This is a genomic window from Shewanella sp. GD04112 (assembly GCF_029835735.1).
In the GTDB taxonomy this organism is placed as follows: domain Bacteria; phylum Pseudomonadota; class Gammaproteobacteria; order Enterobacterales; family Shewanellaceae; genus Shewanella.
The window spans coordinates 2,601,664-2,621,557 of record NZ_JAOEAL010000001.1 but is presented as its reverse complement, the minus strand read 5'-3'; the positions used below and the strand labels follow the sequence as shown (position 1 = coordinate 2,621,557).

13 protein-coding genes and 1 pseudogene are annotated in these 19,894 nt (G+C 42.1%); 10 read left to right on the top strand and 4 right to left on the bottom strand.

Features of this window, described 5'->3' with window-relative positions; translation table 11 throughout:
- Window positions 1-95 precede the first annotated feature (95 nt).
- Together N7386_RS11675 and N7386_RS11670 are read right to left on the bottom strand one after the other, a co-directional pair.
- Window positions 96-309 (bottom strand): annotated as a pseudogene (locus N7386_RS11675) (transposase); the annotation flags it as partial.
- Window positions 310-463: 154 nt separating this feature from the next.
- The gene (locus N7386_RS11670; protein ID WP_011717142.1) at window positions 464-1,357 is read right to left on the bottom strand and encodes a WYL domain-containing protein; all 894 of its coding nucleotides are present in this window, start codon (window positions 1,355-1,357) and stop codon (window positions 464-466) included.
- Window positions 1,358-1,548: 191 nt separating this feature from the next.
- On the opposite strand from N7386_RS11670, the gene N7386_RS11665 reads away from it, so the two are divergent.
- The 3 genes from N7386_RS11665 to N7386_RS11655 are packed head-to-tail and all read left to right on the top strand — an operon-like array spanning window position 1,549 to window position 5,889.
- On the top strand, window positions 1,549-2,352 hold the full coding sequence (locus N7386_RS11665; protein WP_011717141.1) for a hypothetical protein: 804 nt from the start codon (window positions 1,549-1,551) through the stop codon (window positions 2,350-2,352).
- Complete coding sequence (locus N7386_RS11660) at window positions 2,345-5,356, top strand: hypothetical protein (protein ID WP_011717140.1); 3,012 nt, start codon at window positions 2,345-2,347, stop codon at window positions 5,354-5,356. Before N7386_RS11665 ends, N7386_RS11660 begins: the two co-directional genes overlap by 8 nt.
- A gap of 2 nt (window positions 5,357-5,358) precedes the next feature.
- Window positions 5,359-5,889, top strand: a complete 531-nt coding sequence (locus N7386_RS11655) for a hypothetical protein (protein WP_279768607.1) — start codon at window positions 5,359-5,361, stop codon at window positions 5,887-5,889.
- A 21-nt stretch (window positions 5,890-5,910) separates the two neighbouring features.
- Here the strand turns inward: N7386_RS11655 and N7386_RS11650 are convergent.
- Window positions 5,911-7,466, bottom strand: a protein-coding gene (locus N7386_RS11650; protein WP_086937296.1) for an IS3-like element ISSpu6 family transposase whose coding sequence is annotated in 2 segments (ribosomal slippage) — window positions 5,911-7,004 and window positions 7,004-7,466 — 1,557 coding nt in all. Because the reading frame shifts where the segments join, the coding sequence is not laid out codon by codon here.
- Between the two features lie 217 nt (window positions 7,467-7,683).
- Between N7386_RS11650 and N7386_RS11645 the strand changes: the two genes are divergently transcribed.
- The 7 genes from N7386_RS11645 (at window position 7,684) to N7386_RS11615 (ending at window position 18,175) form a co-directional block, all read left to right on the top strand.
- Complete coding sequence (locus N7386_RS11645; protein ID WP_279768605.1) at window positions 7,684-8,433, top strand: hypothetical protein; 750 nt, start codon at window positions 7,684-7,686, stop codon at window positions 8,431-8,433.
- The gene (locus N7386_RS11640; RefSeq protein WP_041412645.1) at window positions 8,430-8,987 is read left to right on the top strand and encodes a hypothetical protein; all 558 of its coding nucleotides are present in this window, start codon (window positions 8,430-8,432) and stop codon (window positions 8,985-8,987) included. Before N7386_RS11645 ends, N7386_RS11640 begins: the two co-directional genes overlap by 4 nt.
- 378 nt (window positions 8,988-9,365) lie before the next feature.
- On the top strand, window positions 9,366-10,838 hold the full coding sequence (locus N7386_RS11635; protein WP_263189160.1) for a hypothetical protein: 1,473 nt from the start codon (window positions 9,366-9,368) through the stop codon (window positions 10,836-10,838).
- Window positions 10,838-14,248: a hypothetical protein gene (locus N7386_RS11630; protein ID WP_011717136.1), complete on the top strand. Its 3,411-nt coding sequence runs from the start codon at window positions 10,838-10,840 to the stop codon at window positions 14,246-14,248. Before N7386_RS11635 ends, N7386_RS11630 begins: the two co-directional genes overlap by 1 nt.
- Complete coding sequence (locus N7386_RS11625; protein WP_011717135.1) at window positions 14,248-17,019, top strand: RNaseH domain-containing protein; 2,772 nt, start codon at window positions 14,248-14,250, stop codon at window positions 17,017-17,019. Before N7386_RS11630 ends, N7386_RS11625 begins: the two co-directional genes overlap by 1 nt.
- A gap of 48 nt (window positions 17,020-17,067) precedes the next feature.
- On the top strand, window positions 17,068-17,856 hold the full coding sequence (locus N7386_RS11620; RefSeq protein ID WP_041412644.1) for an HNH endonuclease: 789 nt from the start codon (window positions 17,068-17,070) through the stop codon (window positions 17,854-17,856).
- Window positions 17,857-17,968: 112 nt separating this feature from the next.
- A complete protein-coding gene (locus N7386_RS11615) occupies window positions 17,969-18,175 on the top strand; it encodes a hypothetical protein (RefSeq protein WP_279768602.1) in 207 nt (68 codons plus the stop codon).
- On the opposite strand, the gene N7386_RS11610 is transcribed toward N7386_RS11615, so the two are convergent.
- Window positions 18,172-19,727 (bottom strand): IS3-like element ISSpu6 family transposase gene (locus N7386_RS11610; RefSeq protein WP_086937296.1). Its coding sequence is split into 2 segments (ribosomal slippage): window positions 18,172-19,265 and window positions 19,265-19,727, totalling 1,557 coding nucleotides; the frame shifts between segments, so codons are not numbered across the junction. The genes N7386_RS11615 and N7386_RS11610 overlap by 4 nt on opposite strands.
- Window positions 19,728-19,894 lie beyond the last annotated feature (167 nt).

Genomic DNA, 19,894 nt, shown 5'->3' with positions numbered 1-19,894 from the left:
TTATTAGAAGACGCAGATAATTTTGCAATACAAGTTATGTTGTAAGGTTGTAAAGATGCCGTTTTCTTAGAGGGAACCTTTGATTTGCCCTGAATCATTTGCAGCGATAATTGTTCTTCTTGTTCAAGGTCTTACATATTGCCTAATAATTTCTTCATAAACCTCTAGTCTATCGACAAAATAACCTCTGGCCCCAAAACAATTAGCCCATAGCCTTTTACGAGCATGAGGGCATTTTTTGAAGAGCCTTGTGGTACTGATTCCTTTCAGTACTCCCATTAGAGTTGATACAGATAACTTAGAAGGAATATTCTAAACGCAGTTAAATAAATCATTCAGTTACTTTCTGGTCAATTATGCTCGTTAATACTGGTCATAAACGGCGCTAGGAACAAGCGTTCGTATTGCTTTAGAAAAACTTTGGACTCAATTAATTACTACGAAGAGTTATTTTCAATAATACTCACAATCTGCTTCTATTATCAGTGCTCGATGTAAAGCCAGGAGCAAACTGCATAGACTCAACAGAAAGTAGTTCAGTACGATTTTTTAGAGCCAACGGATACTCTATAAAGTTGAGTTTGTGGCTTGTAGAGCAATCCACTCTCATATCATTAAGTACAAAACCTATTAAAGCCTCCGAAACAAGGATTGATCGGTGCTCACCGTCTTTAATACCTATATCAGATAATTGTGCATCTGGGATCGGATTTCTCGGATGTGCCATAAGTTCTACCATTCTTTGACGGTTCCAACTATCGTCACGAGCCTTGGAATAATCGTTGGACGAGTCAGGATGTAATTGGAATACTTTGATAACTCGACTGAGTTTAAACGTTCGAAACTCATATGCAGACTTATCATATGCTCGGAAATACCAAAACCCTCCGGCCTCAAATATAGAATGGGGGGTCACCACTCTATCTTTAATACCAGAGGTTGTAGATGCATACTGAATGTGCAAACTAGCGTTATTTACTATAGCTCTACAAACAGGCGCCACATTAGCTACATCAAGTTGCTTGGCAAACTTATTGATGACTATTCCATACCGTTGTACATCTAGTATTTGAGTAAGAGTGCCGTAAGCTGTGTATTGCAGTCCTGTAACTGCGTTATGCTCATATTTATGTTGATAGAATGGATTCGCTCTATAACCATACCTTGGCCCCAAATACTCCGTCTCTTCAGGATACTTTTCCAAAAAGGAGGCTATAGTTCTACTTGCTGTAGCTTCACCAATGCTGAATCGTTTAACCAGCTCTGCACGAGTTAGCTGACCTTTGAACAGCAGTAGGAAATCTATAAACCTGTATCGCTCAGCTAAAACAGGATCAAGTTCTTTAGTTGTTGTCATAACGACTCAATTAAGCTCCGCACAGTTGTTCCAGATAAGTTAGTTACGGCCAGTCCTTCTAAAGATATTACCATTCTTTAGTATCTTTTGATACATATATAGCACGAAAAATCATGACATATTGACACTTAACAATCAAAATACTAGGATTGCTATGTATCAAATGATATATAGAATGAGTGTGAACGGTGATGACACCAGCAGTAAAGAAGTTTTTGAAGCAGATCGAAGCAGGTAATCCGGTCAATTGGAAAAAAATAGAGCGAGCCCTAGTCAAAACTGGCATTCCCTCTGCTTTGCTAAATCAGGCGTTCGATGTGCTCCCATACGGAAGCGATACATATCAAGTAACTGTCCGTGATGATTACGCCTATACAGAAATCAGCTCTCTACTTAATAAACCTAGAAACAACGACCGCACCTCTGCAAGTGTTGCCGGCAATAGCCATGCAGTGTCAGTAAAAGGGGCTATGTTGATTACTTGGGCTGCTGGTGAAGAGTCACCCAAGGTATGCGTTTTCAACGATGACACCCAAGCTCAATTTCCTGCGAAACCGAATGTGCTGATCATTGAAAACGAAGAGTGTTTTTTAAATAAAGAGGACACATTCCAGTTTGTTGATAAATTTTGTGGTACCGATTGCCCAATAACTGACATCGAGTTCGTATTCGGATCTGGAAATAGCATTTCAAACAAACGTATCCTCCCTTATCTCAAAGCTGCTACCGGGCAAATATACTGTCTGTTCGATGTAGACTTCGGTGGCTTACGGATTTTTGCTAACCTCTTAGCTGGCGGACTATCAGCTGAACAAACGCATTATCTAATACCATCAGATCTGGAATGTAGATTAAAGCGATCTAAACGCATTGCTACTCAAGCAGAGCTGGAAAGCTTGGCTCATGTTTATGGGATATCGACAAAAACCGACAGGATCATATCGGCTATTCGCTATTACAAAACAACTCTTGAACAGGAAAGCTACCGTGCATAACTTGGATAATACCTTCGAGCTGGGCTTTTCCAGCGAATATCAAATCCACGAGCTCATTTTTATTAACAGTGGGTCGAACTATTATGTTCGATTGCCAGTTGACCATCATGCTGCGCTAATATCTGACAACAACAGCGGTAAGACGTCCTCTCTTTCAGCCTTAAAGTTATTCTTACTTCCGGAAACCTCTTTCAAAAAGCAAAAAGACAAATTTGGATTCCAGTCGGGAGGAACGTTTTATCAGGATCTATCGTCATATACTTATTACTTTCCTGGGTCTGAGTCTTACATCATATGCAGCGCCTCCAATCCCAGAGGCAGATTTTGTTGGATTCTTCACAGGACCACTGATCTTGGTTATGAGCGAATCGCCGTTCCAGAGGAATATAATTCAATCGAACACCTGTTCTGGAATGCAGATTCCGAATTAAACGAATCAGCCGGCACCCTGCACTCAGGCATAGGAATAGCTGCTATAAAGAAGCAGTTGGTTTCAAACTTCAAAGCAAAAGTGTTTAACGACCGTAAAACTATTGGTGACGCAATATACAGCAGAGCAACTAATCAGGACGACGACACTCGTTTCTGCCTGCTGCCGATGGCAAAAGGCTTTACTACAAGTGGAACTGAAACCATTCGTTCTTTATTGGGAATGGCATTTAGCCTGGGTAATGCCTCTACAACATCCCTGCCTAAGGCTATAAGCTCAATTCTTGACGGCTTAGGAATGAGTGCAGTGAAGAAAAATAATGGTGAAGGTATCTTACTGGATTTGGATAGTCAGCTTCATGAATGGCAAACACTGAAAACAGAAGATGCGAGACTTATACTCGTTGAGTCGCAAAAAGGCACTTTCGATACACTTCAGTCAGCACGAACAAAATATTATCAGCTACGCGGCAGCCTCCTAGATTCATTTAACAAAACTGTATGGTCGATAGAGTTAAGCAAAACCGCTTTGACATCTAAACAAGAGACGCTTAAAAAGTCTGTTTCTGATTTACACGCGGAATTACAGGCATTTAAACCAGAACATGATCGTCTGAGGAGCATGGAATCTGAGGCTAAAAGCGATCATAAATCTGCAGTCAACAGGCTTCACGAAATCGACACCGCTATAAAGATTGTTGAAGAGTGTCGTAGTAAGCTTCTACCTCTTTGCCCTGCAGATTCGCGAAATGATCAATCGCTTTTAGCGGTGCTTGATGAACAGATCAAAGACTGTGAAACTGAAATCGCCAGCTTGCTAGACCAAGCCGCAGCTATTGAGAGAATGAAAAATTTCACATCTGTGATAAACCGCAACAAGGAGGAGCTCGAGTTACGTCGGAAGGCACTTGAAAATATAGACTCTAAATTATCCTTTCTCGATACCATCACCCCAGACGCGGCATCGATTCTACTGAGTATTAATAACAATTTTGCTAAGTTGGAAATAACACCCAGCGCTGAACAAAAAACCGTTATTCAATCTTTTGCAGCACTATTTGCTTCTGAAGCTGAAGCAGTCTATTTCTGTGGCGCCATACTGCCTGGCGTTAACTTGAAGCGATTCAATAATGCAGATATCAAACGAGAATTGGAAAGTGTTATCGATGTTCTGATAGCTAAGATTGAGCATGATGAAAAGCAACGAGCGACCATCAGTCAAAACTGTAGGTTGTCAAAAGAACGCCAGGCTGAAAAGCTAAAAGAATGCACTGAAGATTTAGAGGAGCTGCGTCTGCAGAAACAAAATCTACAAGGCACTGAGCTACTAAATACTCAAAAGACAAAAGCTGAATCAGACGTTATTCGGTCGAAAGAAGAATTTGATAAAGCGACTCGCGAGTTTAAATCGGCTAGTGAAAAATTCGAAAATCTAAGCCGGCGATACAACTTGGCAAATGAAGAACTTACATCGGTGGGAAACCCGCTCAGAGAGCTCAATAATCAAATTAGTCGTCTGGAGGATTTAGAGAGCAATTCCGGCCGAATACTTAATCTGGAGCAAGCAAAGCTCGAGACTCGTCATTCAGAGGTCATCAGCCAACCTATAAATCAGATAGCGGTGTCAGTTCAGTCATTGAAGACCCAGTTATCTTTGGTCGGGGAAGTTCGGCAAGAGTGTATTGATACGATGAATTTTCTTCTTCAGTATCAAATTATCCCGGCTACACCAGAGGAGCGACACCAAATAACCACCAACTCTCAGTTTTTTGAAGACATGTATGGAGCGCTCCAAACTGTATTTCTGAACCTTGACCAGGCAAAAGTTAAGTACAGGGAAACGTTATCTCACCACAACAATACTGCTGCCGCTGCAGCTCGCATTATTGAGAATGTAGAAGGCATTATTACCAACTTCATCAGCAACATTAACGATGAGATAAAAGGCTACAAAATATCAAATCTGTCTTCCGTTATGCTCGTTCCTGAACTTCACGCTCAATACGTTGATATGACTCGCACACTCAATCGTATAGGCAACAGAATAGATGAGCTACTGTCAGAGTCGTTCTATGTCCAAATTAGCAACTTCCAAAATAATTTTTATAACAAACAGACCGGCAAGGTTGAAATCGACAAAATCATTGAAAAAGTGCGGTACCAATTTGTACGTAACGACACTGTAGAGGACACGCCGCAGTCAAATGGGACAAACTGCATGATAAACAGTGTGCTACTCGCACTGTTGTTACAGCGACTGGTTCCAGACGATTTGAGTTTAAGCATGCCTGTTGTGTTTGATGAGATTGGTAGTCTTGATGAGAAAAATTTTCAGGAGATCCTGAAGGTTATGGAAGAACATAATCTCTATCTTTTTGTGGCAAACCCTGAGCAAAATGGCCTAATCGCCAGCGTCCTCGATACCTATCACGACCTTTCTCTTTTCAAAGCCTCTGATGTAGGCGTACTAAATAAAGCTGAAGCCATTTATTACCCTGGCATGGAGGAGCGGCTGGAAAATATGGAATTTGAGTCTGAATTAGAAAACGTAGATGAAGCCATGATGAGTGCCTGATAATGGATACGAACGCACAAAATACACTTGTCATTATCTTCCAGCATGTCGAGATCTTTTTCACGATGCTGGACCATTACACAGGCAGCAGTAAAACGGTAATCGGATTTCAGGTTTCAGCTTATGAGAATGTTATCGAATCTTATCTGAACAGAAAGGAGTTGAGTAAACAGGATTGCCAGCGTATCAGAGCGGCGCTATCGATTAAAAACATGAATGAGTGCTGCTTACTTAGTTTTGTCGATGATCAGCGTGGCCAGTTTGCATTGCAGCGAGGGCTGTTGCAAACCATTCAGAATTTAGACTCTAAACGAATCCGGGAGGTTGGCCAACCCGATTTGGACAGCATCTACGAGCAAATCAAACGCTTATATGATTACTTCATCTCAAAGGCTGGGATATACGAGCGTGAAGATCTCGATTTTAAAGAAAATCTCGCCGCTTTAATGGATGTTCTGCACGAAACACTGAACAAAATTGACCACAATGTCCGAGCACTAGAAGGTAGCTCCAAGCGGTGTTTTTCAAGATAGTTGTCACTCTTTGTTTAAATATTAAGCTGCATTTATTACGCCTTCTTCTGGTGCCTTATCTGGGTTGAGTGTTACAGCGCCAACCGCTTCACAATTTCTGATCTCTGTAGACCAACGCATCGGTTTTCTTTCCTTCGCCGCCTCAAGCACTTTCTTGCGCTTCGCTAAAATAGCGCCATCTTGCAGTGCATGACGTTGCCCTGGTGAGACAAAATTTAGCTGGCTGTGTTTATGCTCATCGTTGTACCAGGTTACAAACTTTTCCACCCATTCTCTTGCTGTTGCTAAGCAGCTAAAACCTGATGCCGGCCACTGTGGGCGGTATTTCAACGTTTTAAATAACGACTCTGAAAAGGGGTTGTCATTACTCACCCGCGGCCGACTTAATGATGCCGTAATACCAAGCTCTTCCAGCTTGGCTTTCATGGTCAGTGACTTCATCGGCGCCCCATTATCAGAATGCAGCACTAATGGCGTGTTAAAGCATTGCTCGCGTAACAGACAGCGTTGGATTAGCGCAGCGGCATATTCCCCACTTTCTTGCTCATGAACTTCGTAACCCACTATTTTTCTACTGTAAATATCTTCAAACAGGTACAAATAGTAGAACTGGCCTTTGACGATTGAGGCTAAATAAGTGATGTCCCATGACCACACTTGATTCGGCCCATCTGCCCGATAACTCAACGGTTTGCTTCGATTGACCGCAGCCTGAGTGCGGCCACGATGGTTAAGTTGACCATGAGCATTTAACACTCTGTAGAAGCTGGATTCCGAGGCGATATAAATCCCGTTATCTAATAATGTTGGCACAATTTGCGACGGGGGTAAGCTGGCGTACTCCGCTTGATTGCACACACTTAATATCTGTTGTCGCTCATGTTCTTCGAGTTTATTTGCTGGCTCTGGTCGAGCTGCTGTTGGCCTTAAATCAGCTTGCACTTGACCTTCTCGATACCAACGTCGATAGGTACGCTTACTGAGGCCCGTTTCAGCACAAGCCTTATAAAGGCGAGCACCATTGGTATAGGCCTCTTGGATTAAGGCAATCAATGCTATGCGCTCAGGCAAGGGGGTTAGCTCTCCTCGCTGTCGTCCCCCCAGAGCGCATTGAGCTTTTTTCTGAGCACCAGTAACGCAGCAGCTTCAGCCAGCGCTTTCTCCTTATAGCGCAATTCCCGTTGCAGCGATTTGATTTCGGCTTTGTCAGCCTTAGCCTGCTGTTTAATGGTTTTAGTTTGTACTTCTGAGGTTTGAAAACCAGCTAAACAATCCTGTTTCCACTGCTGTACTTGCTCGCGGAACAAGCCCTTTTCACGGCAATACTGGTTTATCTCCGCTTCCGACAGCGGCGCTGTTTCAATAATCACGGCAAGTTTTGCTTCAGCCGACCAATCATCGGCTGTTAATGTTTTACCTGGCACGGGGCGACCTTCTTTTCTGGCAATATCTCGCCAATGATACAAGGTTTGCACCGCGATGCCTTCTTCCCGAGCGACCTCTGCGACCGTTAAGTTGTGAGGAGGTAATAATTTTTTAAGGATCGCTTCTTTACGTTCTGGTGAATACCGAGCCATATCGTTCTCTTTTGCCGCACCCTGTCTTTAAACATAATGATTATTTAGGGGTGACAACAATCCTGACACAGGGGGCAAGAGGCTCTCTGAAATTCTGGATAGCCATGATTTCAATCAAATGGTTATAAACGACCGGGTGCGTAATGCTTTGCAAGAAGTAATACAGATATCAAAACGCAACATACAGCCCACTCTCATTTTCTTAAATGAGAAAGTTATGGCTGCCGGCACGAGTGCTATGAAGCTCATTCGAGAAATCAAAGAATGTTTTGCCAAAACCAGCTTTCACATCGAGTATGCGAACATCTCAATTATTGAAATGAAGCTACTGTCCTATGCAGATGTGATTGGTGACACTCGACGCCGCATGAATCGTTATGTAGAGATGGACCGCAAGCAACGTGAGTTGTACAACAATATCGAACTACGGTTTAACGAACTACATGAATTAGTTGTCTCGAGATTAGACAGCAAGTTAACAGGAAAGAGAATACCCGCGGACGCACCTATATTTGAGCCTGCTCGCTCTTTTAGAGGATTGGTTAGCTGGACATCGTCTAACCTTACGGGTGCGCTGATTGAGTTACCTCACTACGCTGATGAGCAGTATGTTCACGAGTATATCCGCAGTCAATTAGATAAAGTTGATGTTATTAACTCCAGTAAACGGACACCTGTTAAAGACCCCGCATCTGCCAAGGAGCGCCTCGAAAAGAAGCAACGTATTCAACGTATCAAGCAAGTTATGGCCAGTTTCAGTAACCAGGCCGCAGAGCAAGATTTGTACCTGGCGATACATCAGTTTCTAAAAGAAAATCTAAAAGATTATAAGTTGAAAGACGTATTTGATGCTTTGCATTTTGCAGAAGAGAGCAAGCTCTACAAGCCTACCCTGTTAAGGGGGGAAATCATCTATAAATCACAGAAGTTGTCATACCTGATAAGAAGGAAACAAGCCGTCATATGAACAATAACTACCTTGACCTGAATGTGTTTGCTTCCCGGCTTATATACAAGGATTTCATAGCCGGAGCGGTAATAAACAAATATGAGGTCATTGAAGGAGAATTACAGTCTTCACAAAAGTTCCGGGCACTGATAGATGACATCGATAAATATCGTTACGTTTACAGTCTCCTTGGCTTCACTATCCAAAGCATCGGTGAGGAATCATTTTTCGTAACCCGAACAGACAGGGCGGAAGAATACAACGAGGTTGCTGCGAATATCCAAGTGCTACTTTTAGTGATATTAAGAGGGGTGTATTCCCTTGGGATCGCACCAGGTATTCTTTTAGACCCAACTGCAGGGCTAAGCCGTATGCAAATTGATGACATTGGCAATATAAATGAGCAGAAGAGAATCCTGGAAGCCTGCAAAATGAAACTGCCCCTCTCGGAGTCAGTGAACTCATTGCTTGTTAATCGGGGAATTTGCTTTAAGACCAAATCAGACAGATATATCTTATCAGCAGCGGGTAAGTATTTGTTTCAACAACTAACTGCGTCGGCAAACCTATAACTGGATTCAAAGCTTGGAGTTTGACTCGGTCATTATCATGGCCGTCGAGAACGAAATCTTCTTTTAAAAAAATGAAACTGAGCTGGCTGCGAATTTATGCTCTTATTTTGTAGGAGTGTCACGTGCAAAAAGGCGGCTTATTTTGACGTTCACAAAACAGTGGTAGCAGTCTACATATATACAAAACGTTCATCGAACTGCACAGACTGGATTTTTTGGTTATGTTATACCGTTTGTGGAACACAAATAAGCAATTGCAGTAGTTACTAGCAAAACTTCACAGCAGTGTGATTGCAGCTGAATTGATGTACTAACTAACGAAATAACACTAAATGGTGTTAAATCAAATTCAATATAACACTAAATGGTGTTAAATCAATGATCGAAATCCTAACTCACAAAGCAAAATGGTCCGGCACAGCGGAAGATTTAGTTGATACCATCAACAATGTTGAAGCTCTTTCCTGTGTATCCAGAGCTCGAGAATTCAGTAAACGCACAATCAATTATTACCGTACTAAAGGTGTCATCGATGCCACAACCAGCAAAAGATATTCCTATAGGCATTTAGTTCAATGCTTATTGGCACGCAAGCTTACTAATGAAGGATGGAAAGTTCAGCAAATAGCTGATTCAGTTCCACTACTATCAATAAAACAAGCAGAATTTTACCTTGAACAACCTGTCAAATTTGAAGAGCTGTTCAAACAAGCAACGACTGTTGATAAAATCAGTGAAGACGAATCTATAACAGCAACTCTAGAACTAACGGAAGAGTTACTCACAGCCCGAATGTTGGCAAAAGGGGTTTTAAAGCAGTATCTATTGGTTGAGCATGGTGAGCTGGTTGATGGAACTCAAATACCCATAGAGTTACGTCAAGCCATGTGTTTGCTTGGAAAACTAAGAATTAACAATGGTAAAATCGACAACTGCGCATCTGTACACGAGGTATTATCTCGTTGCATAAAGCCTTTTGGTGATGATGAGTGGGGTATTGCAGAGTTTAGCTCAAATTCGTTTTTGCATCGAACTGTATCTCTGATTGACCCGGACCATAGATGCCCTACATTTGATTGTATTGAGTTAGCTGATATACGCTCTGATGCTGATCTTAGAGAAAAATACAGTTTTGAAGAATTTTCACAGCTGTGTACAAGCTTTGGTGCCATGCGACACCAAGTTTATTCACAAATTCGCCGTTTTGTTGCTGAGAATCCAATTGTCGAAAGTTCGGTATTGTTGGATTTCCTCAAGGAAAATAGAATTCAAAAAGCCGATAGGTTTCTTCGGCAGGCTTGTTATCGGTCCTTACAAGAAGCTGACCTAATCAACAGAAGACTGCATGTATGTAAAAGTTGCGGCGTGCCTATCAAAATGGAACGCCACGGAGTTGGTCGTTGCTCTATTAAACAGTGTAGTCAATTCTCAGTTGACCAACCCTTGTCAAAAAACGTTGAACTCACGTCTTCATTACTTATACTCAAACCTCATTTACTCATTTACTGGTTCGGGCCAGCAATTGATGAACTAAAAATATTCTATCAAGCAGAGTCTACAGGTCTAAGTTGTAGCCTTTTCCCAAACAGCGATCAATGTGATATATCAATAGATGGATATGATGTTGGCATAGATGTGAAATCGTATCAAAGCCCACATTTTCTGGCTCAGAAGCTATCGGGTTCGATTGGAGGGTTATCAGAGTATCATCACAAAATAATCGCTGTAAACGACAACCTTATCCATCATCAGCGAGAGTATCTAGAGATATTGGCGAGGTACTATCGCGGTAATGTGAAACTTGAATTCATGTCTGTCGCTGAAGTTGTTCGCTGGTTGGAGGATATGTAATGGTTCCCAAGTGGAAAGGCCCTAATGTGATCAATTGGCTTTGTGTTTTTATGTCTCACTATTTAGGGACTTCTTGCTTAAAAATGGCTCCATTGCTGCTGTCTGGCTATCGAAGTGTTGCTAGCACACCACAGATGTCTGGTCATGAAGAAGCACTCGTTAATATCAGACGAATATGCTTCCACTTAAGCAACATATCAGCAATCCGAAAATGCATCATTAGGTACAATGAACATCATGCCTCGAATCAGACAATGGGCAGCGTAGACAGAAGACTTTTCAAAATCAATGAAAAGACGCTCGAATTCGAGTTTGCCTTTGATCACCCTCCTGTAGAATTTAACGACGCTGTGCAGCACTTAGCAATGACATATCAACCCTCTGCTCACAGCGTTCAGTTTATCTCACCCGGTAACGCAAAACACTTCATTCAAATAAAAGACACGAATACATCTTTTACATATGAGATCAAGGGATTACCAAAACAGGTTGCTCCACTTCACCATGATTTATCCCCTCCCAAAAAGGACCCTATAAAGATTCCTGTTTCAGAGTTACGTGAATTAGCGCGCCAAATGGATGATGTTGACAAAGAACGTGGGTATCGTCTTGGTAATTGGGAGAACCGACTCAAGAACATAATATGTGAAGTCCCACAAGTCGATGGAAAATTTTTAGTTACAGAAGTCATTACACTAGATGAGATGAAACATCTTATCGGCTTACCAGGTTCAGGAAAAACCACATTGCTCGTTTGTATAACTAAATGGCTGTCAGAAAAAGGCTTTCGGACGGTGATGTTTTTTCCCTCTATAGAAGTATGTCGCCAGTATATGACAACGTTACAGCGTTACGACGTAAAAGCCAGTTTGTTAATGGGCCGAAGTAGAAACACCCGCAAGCGCCATGCGCATCAGTTGGCAGAGTCTCTGGCAAGTGGAGACCATCTCAATGGTTTCGCCAGTACTTTGCCAGGGGCTAAATATTTCGCTACAAGTTGCCCGCTACCTGCATATACCACAGCGTTTGATGCAGGGTTAGTGCCTGAAGAAGTATTTTGCGAAGATGTTCTGGAGAAAAATGAAGACTCGAGCAGTCGAAGTAGTGCAGCAAAAATGCAGTCAAGATTATGTCCACTTTGGTCGCAGTGTGGTTATCAGCTTGCTCCAAGAGAGTTAGTAGAGGCCAATGTTTGGTTGGGGCATATTGCTTCTGCGGACACTGAGGTACCAAAACATACGTTGACGCAAAAAATGCGCTACTTCGAACTAATTGCCAGACGAAGTGATGTAGTAATATTTGATGAAGCAGACAAAGTTCAAAGTCACTTGGACGAGCAAGGGATTGCAACGTTGTCATTGACCGGTGATGCTAATTCATTTAATGCCGACTTACTTAACAGACATAGAGAGTTAGCTGCTGGTCACAATTATACGCTTGGGGACCCGCAGATATTCTCATTTTATGTCAGTACACTCGATTTCAGCCGTTGTAGTCACTTATTGGTTAATGCCATCCAGTCACTTGACCGATTACAAATGGCTCGTTACGAAGGGAGTTTATTAACGCCCGCAAGAATTTTGGGTGAACTAATTTCAGGTAATAACAGTAAAAAAGTCAAAGTTGCCTCTGATCGTGACTCTCTATTTCGTAAAAAAGATGCGTTATCGCAGTTATGGGAAAGTGCCGCGGTCCATGCATTCATAAACAGGCTTGGGTTGTCCGAGGAGGTTATTGGTAAGAACTTGGATGTTGCATTTATAGCTAGTAGCCTGTTTATTTCCAAAGAAGATGTTAAAGAGCGCCATAATGTATTAGTTAGAGCTTTTCGGATTTGGTTGAGTGAGGAGCATGATGCAGGGCTAGATGATGCTCTGACTGAGATTTTGGATACCATCAATCCGTATATCCCAGAAGATCGGGTAGTGCAGAAAATACAGCAAGTACGCCTTTTAACTGCTGTGTCGTTCACAATATTAGGTTATCGAAAGTTAGAGCCTCATGCGAATGCTCTTATAGAACAAGGATTTATTGAGCCATTAAATATTGACCAGCGCTGCTCTGCAGACTTATTGAAACATACCAATGACAACATTCTTGGCGGTCTTTCAGGAGTACGATTTTTCTCGTCTGAAGGTGCTACATCTGGAAACAGAGCAGGATCAAAGAATATTCGGCTTCAATATGTGTTATTTGCAGGCTCTCCTAGAGCATATATGTACAACCTGCATAAATTCAAAATGAATGCAGGCTCTAACCCTAAAGTCTTGCTTACTAGTGCTACCAGCTTCCTAGAACAAAGTCCTGCATTTCATGTCACGAAGGAGCCTGATTATATCGTCCGCGGGCTCGAAAAGAAAAAAGCAGTTACTCAAAGTCGCTTTGTCTTTTTGCCAATCAAAGCTTCAGCACAGGGTAAAGAATATTTGCGCTACAGTGGAGAAACCTTAGAGAAAAAGCGCAAAGATAATCTAGAACGTATGGTTTTTCATCTGCTTAATAATCGTGTCGTTGAAGATGCCATAAATACATTTGATTCAGGATTAAAAAAAAGAAAAGCAGCTTTCGTGGTCAATAGCTTTGCTCAATGCGAACAATTAAAAATGTTTATTGATATGCGGTTTCCTGAGTGGCGATCGAAAACGGTGGCCTTAACCAAAGACGTAGAAAAACATTCGGGTAAGACGGGTTATATTACTGCCTCTCAGGTGGAAGCAATTGGCGATGATGATTCAATAGAACTTTTGATTTTCCCTATGGGTGCTATAGGTAGGGGAGTAAATATCGTTTTTACAAATGGAGAGCGTCCACGTGATGCGGCAATTGGCTGTTTGTTTTTTTTGACGCGACCCCATCCATCTGTCGATGATCTCTCTTTGCTTGTAAGTATTGCTGGTCGCCGTTCTGAAGCGTTTAACCAACGGAATTTCAGTTCTGTTGCAAGTCTTGAAGAAGTTGCAGAGTGTCTGAAAATAAGTCGTAAGGAAACTTACTTCCAAATTGGACGATTGCTTCGTAATCCTCTTATGGCCAGTCGTCTTGGTAAGCTACTTGAACCATTTACAGCCAATATTGCTGTGGAGTTGTTGCAAACAATAGGCAGAGGCATGCGCAATGGATGCCCAGTTCAATGCTTTTTTGTAGACGCTGCTTGGGCACAAATGTCATGTCATGGCGAGAAAGATACGCCAGTAAGCAGTATGTTAGTTCAACTTATCGATATACTGACCGAGTGCATAAACCATCCTGACCCAAAACATGCAGCCATTTATACCAGACTTTATAGGTCTTTTCTGGACCCTCTTGTTGAAACTGAAAATTTGTTATACAGCCGACAAAGCGATTATGAAGACCCAACAGTTCAAGAGAACTACCAGCCAGGATGTTTCTTTCAGGAAGGATTAGAGTAATGAGCACCGAAAAGGATATTGAACAAGTGAACAGACAAGACCAAAACATTATACAAGATCTCGCGATGGCATTTAGTCCGCCAGTATACCCTCAAGTATTGAACGTTCAGGTGACTAAAGCGTATTGGACACCACATGCTATGGCCTTGTTTGCTGACATCTATAAACTGGCCGAACAACACTTTATAAAACAAGGAGCTAAAGACAAAAATGTAACATTACCTACATCGGCATTACGTAATTTGTTACATGGCAGCTTGCCCAACCTACTTTCGACCAATCAGTATCTAGGACTAGGACCACACTCTCTATATCGCAAAGACATATCACTGTGTGGCTTGTTTAAGCAAAATATACATACTGTAGAACGATTCTATGCATGCTTGGATGAGTGGATTGAGCATGACATGACAGGTTTTATTGAACGCTATGATATTCCGGATCATTTCCGCGAGGAAATGTACGGTTTGGCAGATAACACCTCGTTAGTAACTTTTACGGATGATTCACTTTGTCTCTATCCATGGATTTCCCCGCATGTTGATACGGCACCATCTCTTGGAGAGCGTTTGACTATATCAGCCAATGACATCGCTGTTCTGCTGGAAGGTGAAGTGATTTTTCCTGAGTTACCACCTGTTCGTCGTGTTGCTGGGCACGGAGGTAATCGAGCAGAATTAGTGACACTTCCCATTAATGATCACCAAGAGGGACGATTCAGTTTGGTTTGTGAAATCTCAGTCGAAACCTTGCCAACTGATAATACTCCAATAATCAACATTAACTTCAAAAAACGCAGATGGTTGGAAAGCTTAAATAATGATTACACCCGAGCACTCACAAAAAGTGGATATCTCATAGAGTCTGAAGGTACTCGCGCTTATCATTTTTGTCTGGAAAAAAATCAAACTAATAATTGGAAGTGGACACCAGATAGCGCATTTTCCGCCTTGGAACGTCGCTTTGACCTTACATTTACAGAGGCTTTGATGTTTCAGGAGCCTTCTGACCAAAGCGATTTCATTGGAATAGTGCATGACTATGAAAATGAAGGTGATCAAAAAAACGAAATTGGAGCTGGAGTCCCCGAAAAGGATAGAAAAGACGCATTTGATCTCATCTCTCAAATTTTGTCAAAATTTGGCTTTACACCGTTTAGTGCATTTGAACGAGTCAAAAGCCCGATTAAAGCGTTTTCTAACGTGACTTATATGAGCAAGTTAGTCAAAGATAAACCGACGGATATCAAGCTTGAGGCGGCAGACTCACTCTATCTCGGACAACCCCTTCCACCCTCTTTGTTTGAATATGATGATATCGATGCATTAACTGCCGGTACAAAAGTATATTTGCCCGACTTAATCCAAGGGTATCTGAGCGATGAAAATGTTACGAAACACGTGAAATCACAGACGCTTTTTCTCGTTTCACAATCTGCAGCTGAAGGGGAGGTGCTCAAACGAATTGCATATACCCTTTTTGGTGATTGCTTAACAATAAAATCTGTTTCGCTTCCCGAGCTCGTTCACGGGCCGCGGGTAGACCTACCCAGCAGTGAGGTGAAAAATAAGCACACACGAAAATCGGCTCGCAAGAAGCAATGGGAAGGTTTCGTCAAAAGTCTCTCCGAAGATTCAATGTCGTCTATATGCCTAATCCAGGCGCCTATGTTTTATGAAACGAGTTCAGGGCCTAAACCTGACGACGAGGTGAACAAACCAGCGGCTAAATTAGCTTTTTCCAGTGAACAAGGATTCCCGGTTCAATACTTGCTACCTCCAGATACAAGGAGCAGCTCGACTACCAAACTTGAAAAATACATTATGCAGGCTCAGCAAGCTTTGCTGGATTTGATTTTCGGACATCTTGGTAAACTGCCGAACCTCTCGAAACGCACCTCTCATTACCATTCTGATGAAAAAGCACCTAAGTACCTATATGGCATTAATATGTTTACCGCGACAACTGAGACTCGTGCGAGCAAAGCTGAGATTATCGTTGCGTCCAGAGTTTGTATAGAGTCGGGATTAACCGAAATCAAAATTGCTCATAGTACAGCTCAAAATGTGATTACAGATTGGATGCCATTTAGGAATGCTATTCAATATTTAACAAAAAGATCTGAAGCAACTTTGTCCTTGGGTAAGTCATGGGGTGACAAACAGCACTTGGTGAAAGAGTTTTGCTCGTCGATTTTAGATGAAGCACAAAAAAGTACACCTCATGCATATGTATATATCAAAGCTGAAGGCTGCCGCAGTTATTGGAATTGGTTAGGTGATAGTGGTGTGGCTGATTTTGCCACACATGCTAAGAGTAAGTGGTCTCTGTTGAGAATCGTCAGAGTTAGAGATCAGGCACCCAAATTACTTCAGCACAAAATAGTCGACGGGCATGATAAACCTACAACGACCCCCAGTCTATTCAAGTTGCATACAACAGACTTGCCTGTATATTGGTCGCTTGGTGAACCAATCCAACAATATACACGAGGGTTAAGTTGCTACAGGACATTAACAGTGAGTCAGGCAAATCCCAAAACCAAAGAAAAAGTAGTGAAAACATTCTCACCAGATATAAAGCAGGCAATGCGACCAAATGCCACTGAGTTTACACTAATCAGTTCTTTACCCGAAGATGAACCGGATACAATATCACAGTTTTCAGCTTCGCTTAGGCGCGGGTTGATGCCTGCAAGACTTGAGACTTGGGTGAAGTCTCCTTCCCCAATCTTTGTGATGAATAAATTAGAGGAGTACCTTAAACTTTAATTACTAACTTTTCCCTAAATATAAGTGTTTGAAGTGGAATTGGAGATTATGGGTTCTATTAAAATATCTGCTATAAAAAGACTGTTTGCGATGTCTGCAAATGAATGCGCTTTTCCTGAATGCAGGTCGCCAATAATTGAATCGTCAGGCACCGTTACCGGGGAGATAGCTCACATCAAGGCTGCGAATAAAAATGGTCCTCGATATGATGCCTCGCAAACAGATGATGAAAGGAACTCGTTTGACAACTTGATATTGCTGTGCAGTCGTCATCATACGATTGTTGACTCGGAAATAGATTTATATCCGGCGGATTTAATACAAAAATTTAAAAGTGAACATGCGCAAAAAAGTGTTGTAGGAATATCACCACTCACAGAGTTTGCATCAAAGATGCTGCTTGACAACTACAATCAGAACGTTGTAATTCATAGTAATTCTGGACAAGTTGTAATAAATAGCCCTGGTGCAATTCAGGCAAAAACCGTAAATATTAAGTCTCAAAAAGTAAAAGCTGTCTACCCAATACCAGAAGGTGCAGTATCTGGTGTCCTAGGAATGAATTCTTACATTGAATATCTAATTGGAAAATATAAAGATTTTCAAAAACAGGATATTTCCAAACAGAGCAACTACAAGTATATGGCTATTTATAACGCAATGAAGAGAGAGTTTGGAAGTAAATGGCAATTACTACCAGCCTCTAGTTTCGAGTTGATTGTCGTTTTCCTTCAGAAAAAAATTGATAACTCGAGGGTTGGCCGAATCCGTAAAAAGAGTGGGCAAAAGAACTATCATAGCTATTCAGAGCATCTTGAACGGATAGGTGCATTATAATATTTTATATTATTCAATGCGTTAATTGTAAGGTGTTGAAACTGATTGGATCCAACAATCTCAATAAATAAGCACTAAACTGACCAATGGTAATTCTGAGGGGGATTGATATATGAGTACCAAAGAGTGGGTTTATCAAGATAATGAGCCGTTTGGGCTTTATCAGGAAATAACCTTCGATAAGGATAATGACAATCCTGCTGTTATTGAGATAACCAATCCTATTGATTTCAAAATAATTTATGAGTCGGATGCTGAAGGTAAGTTTTTCGGAAGCGGTGTTTTTCAAGATAGTTGTCACTCTTTGTTTAAATATTAAGCTGCATTTATTACGCCTTCTTCTGGTGCCTTATCTGGGTTGAGTGTTACAGCGCCAACCGCTTCACAATTTCTGATCTCTGTAGACCAACGCATCGGTTTTCTTTCCTTCGCCGCCTCAAGCACTTTCTTGCGCTTCGCTAAAATAGCGCCATCTTGCAGTGCATGACGTTGCCCTGGTGAGACAAAATTTAGCTGGCTGTGTTTATGCTCATCGTTGTACCAGGTTACAAACTTTTCCACCCATTCTCTTGCTGTTGCTAAGCAGCTAAAACCTGATGCCGGCCACTGTGGGCGGTATTTCAACGTTTTAAATAACGACTCTGAAAAGGGGTTGTCATTACTCACCCGCGGCCGACTTAATGATGCCGTAATACCAAGCTCTTCCAGCTTGGCTTTCATGGTCAGTGACTTCATCGGCGCCCCATTATCAGAATGCAGCACTAATGGCGTGTTAAAGCATTGCTCGCGTAACAGACAGCGTTGGATTAGCGCAGCGGCATATTCCCCACTTTCTTGCTCATGAACTTCGTAACCCACTATTTTTCTACTGTAAATATCTTCAAACAGGTACAAATAGTAGAACTGGCCTTTGACGATTGAGGCTAAATAAGTGATGTCCCATGACCACACTTGATTCGGCCCATCTGCCCGATAACTCAACGGTTTGCTTCGATTGACCGCAGCCTGAGTGCGGCCACGATGGTTAAGTTGACCATGAGCATTTAACACTCTGTAGAAGCTGGATTCCGAGGCGATATAAATCCCGTTATCTAATAATGTTGGCACAATTTGCGACGGGGGTAAGCTGGCGTACTCCGCTTGATTGCACACACTTAATATCTGTTGTCGCTCATGTTCTTCGAGTTTATTTGCTGGCTCTGGTCGAGCTGCTGTTGGCCTTAAATCAGCTTGCACTTGACCTTCTCGATACCAACGTCGATAGGTACGCTTACTGAGGCCCGTTTCAGCACAAGCCTTATAAAGGCGAGCACCATTGGTATAGGCCTCTTGGATTAAGGCAATCAATGCTATGCGCTCAGGCAAGGGGGTTAGCTCTCCTCGCTGTCGTCCCCCCAGAGCGCATTGAGCTTTTTTCTGAGCACCAGTAACGCAGCAGCTTCAGCCAGCGCTTTCTCCTTATAGCGCAATTCCCGTTGCAGCGATTTGATTTCGGCTTTGTCAGCCTTAGCCTGCTGTTTAATGGTTTTAGTTTGTACTTCTGAGGTTTGAAAACCAGCTAAACAATCCTGTTTCCACTGCTGTACTTGCTCGCGGAACAAGCCCTTTTCACGGCAATACTGGTTTATCTCCGCTTCCGACAGCGGCGCTGTTTCAATAATCACGGCAAGTTTTGCTTCAGCCGACCAATCATCGGCTGTTAATGTTTTACCTGGCACGGGGCGACCTTCTTTTCTGGCAATATCTCGCCAATGATACAAGGTTTGCACCGCGATGCCTTCTTCCCGAGCGACCTCTGCGACCGTTAAGTTGTGAGGAGGTAATAATTTTTTAAGGATCGCTTCTTTACGTTCTGGTGAATACCGAGCCATATCGTTCTCTTTTGCCGCACCCTGTCTTTAAACATAATGATTATTTAGGGGTGACAACAATCCTGACACAGGGGGGAAGGCTGGACGCTGAAATACCAGCAGATGTGTTTGATAAAATTGCTATTGCTTGGTGCAAAAAGAGAAAGTTACAAGGTGCTTTAGGTGGT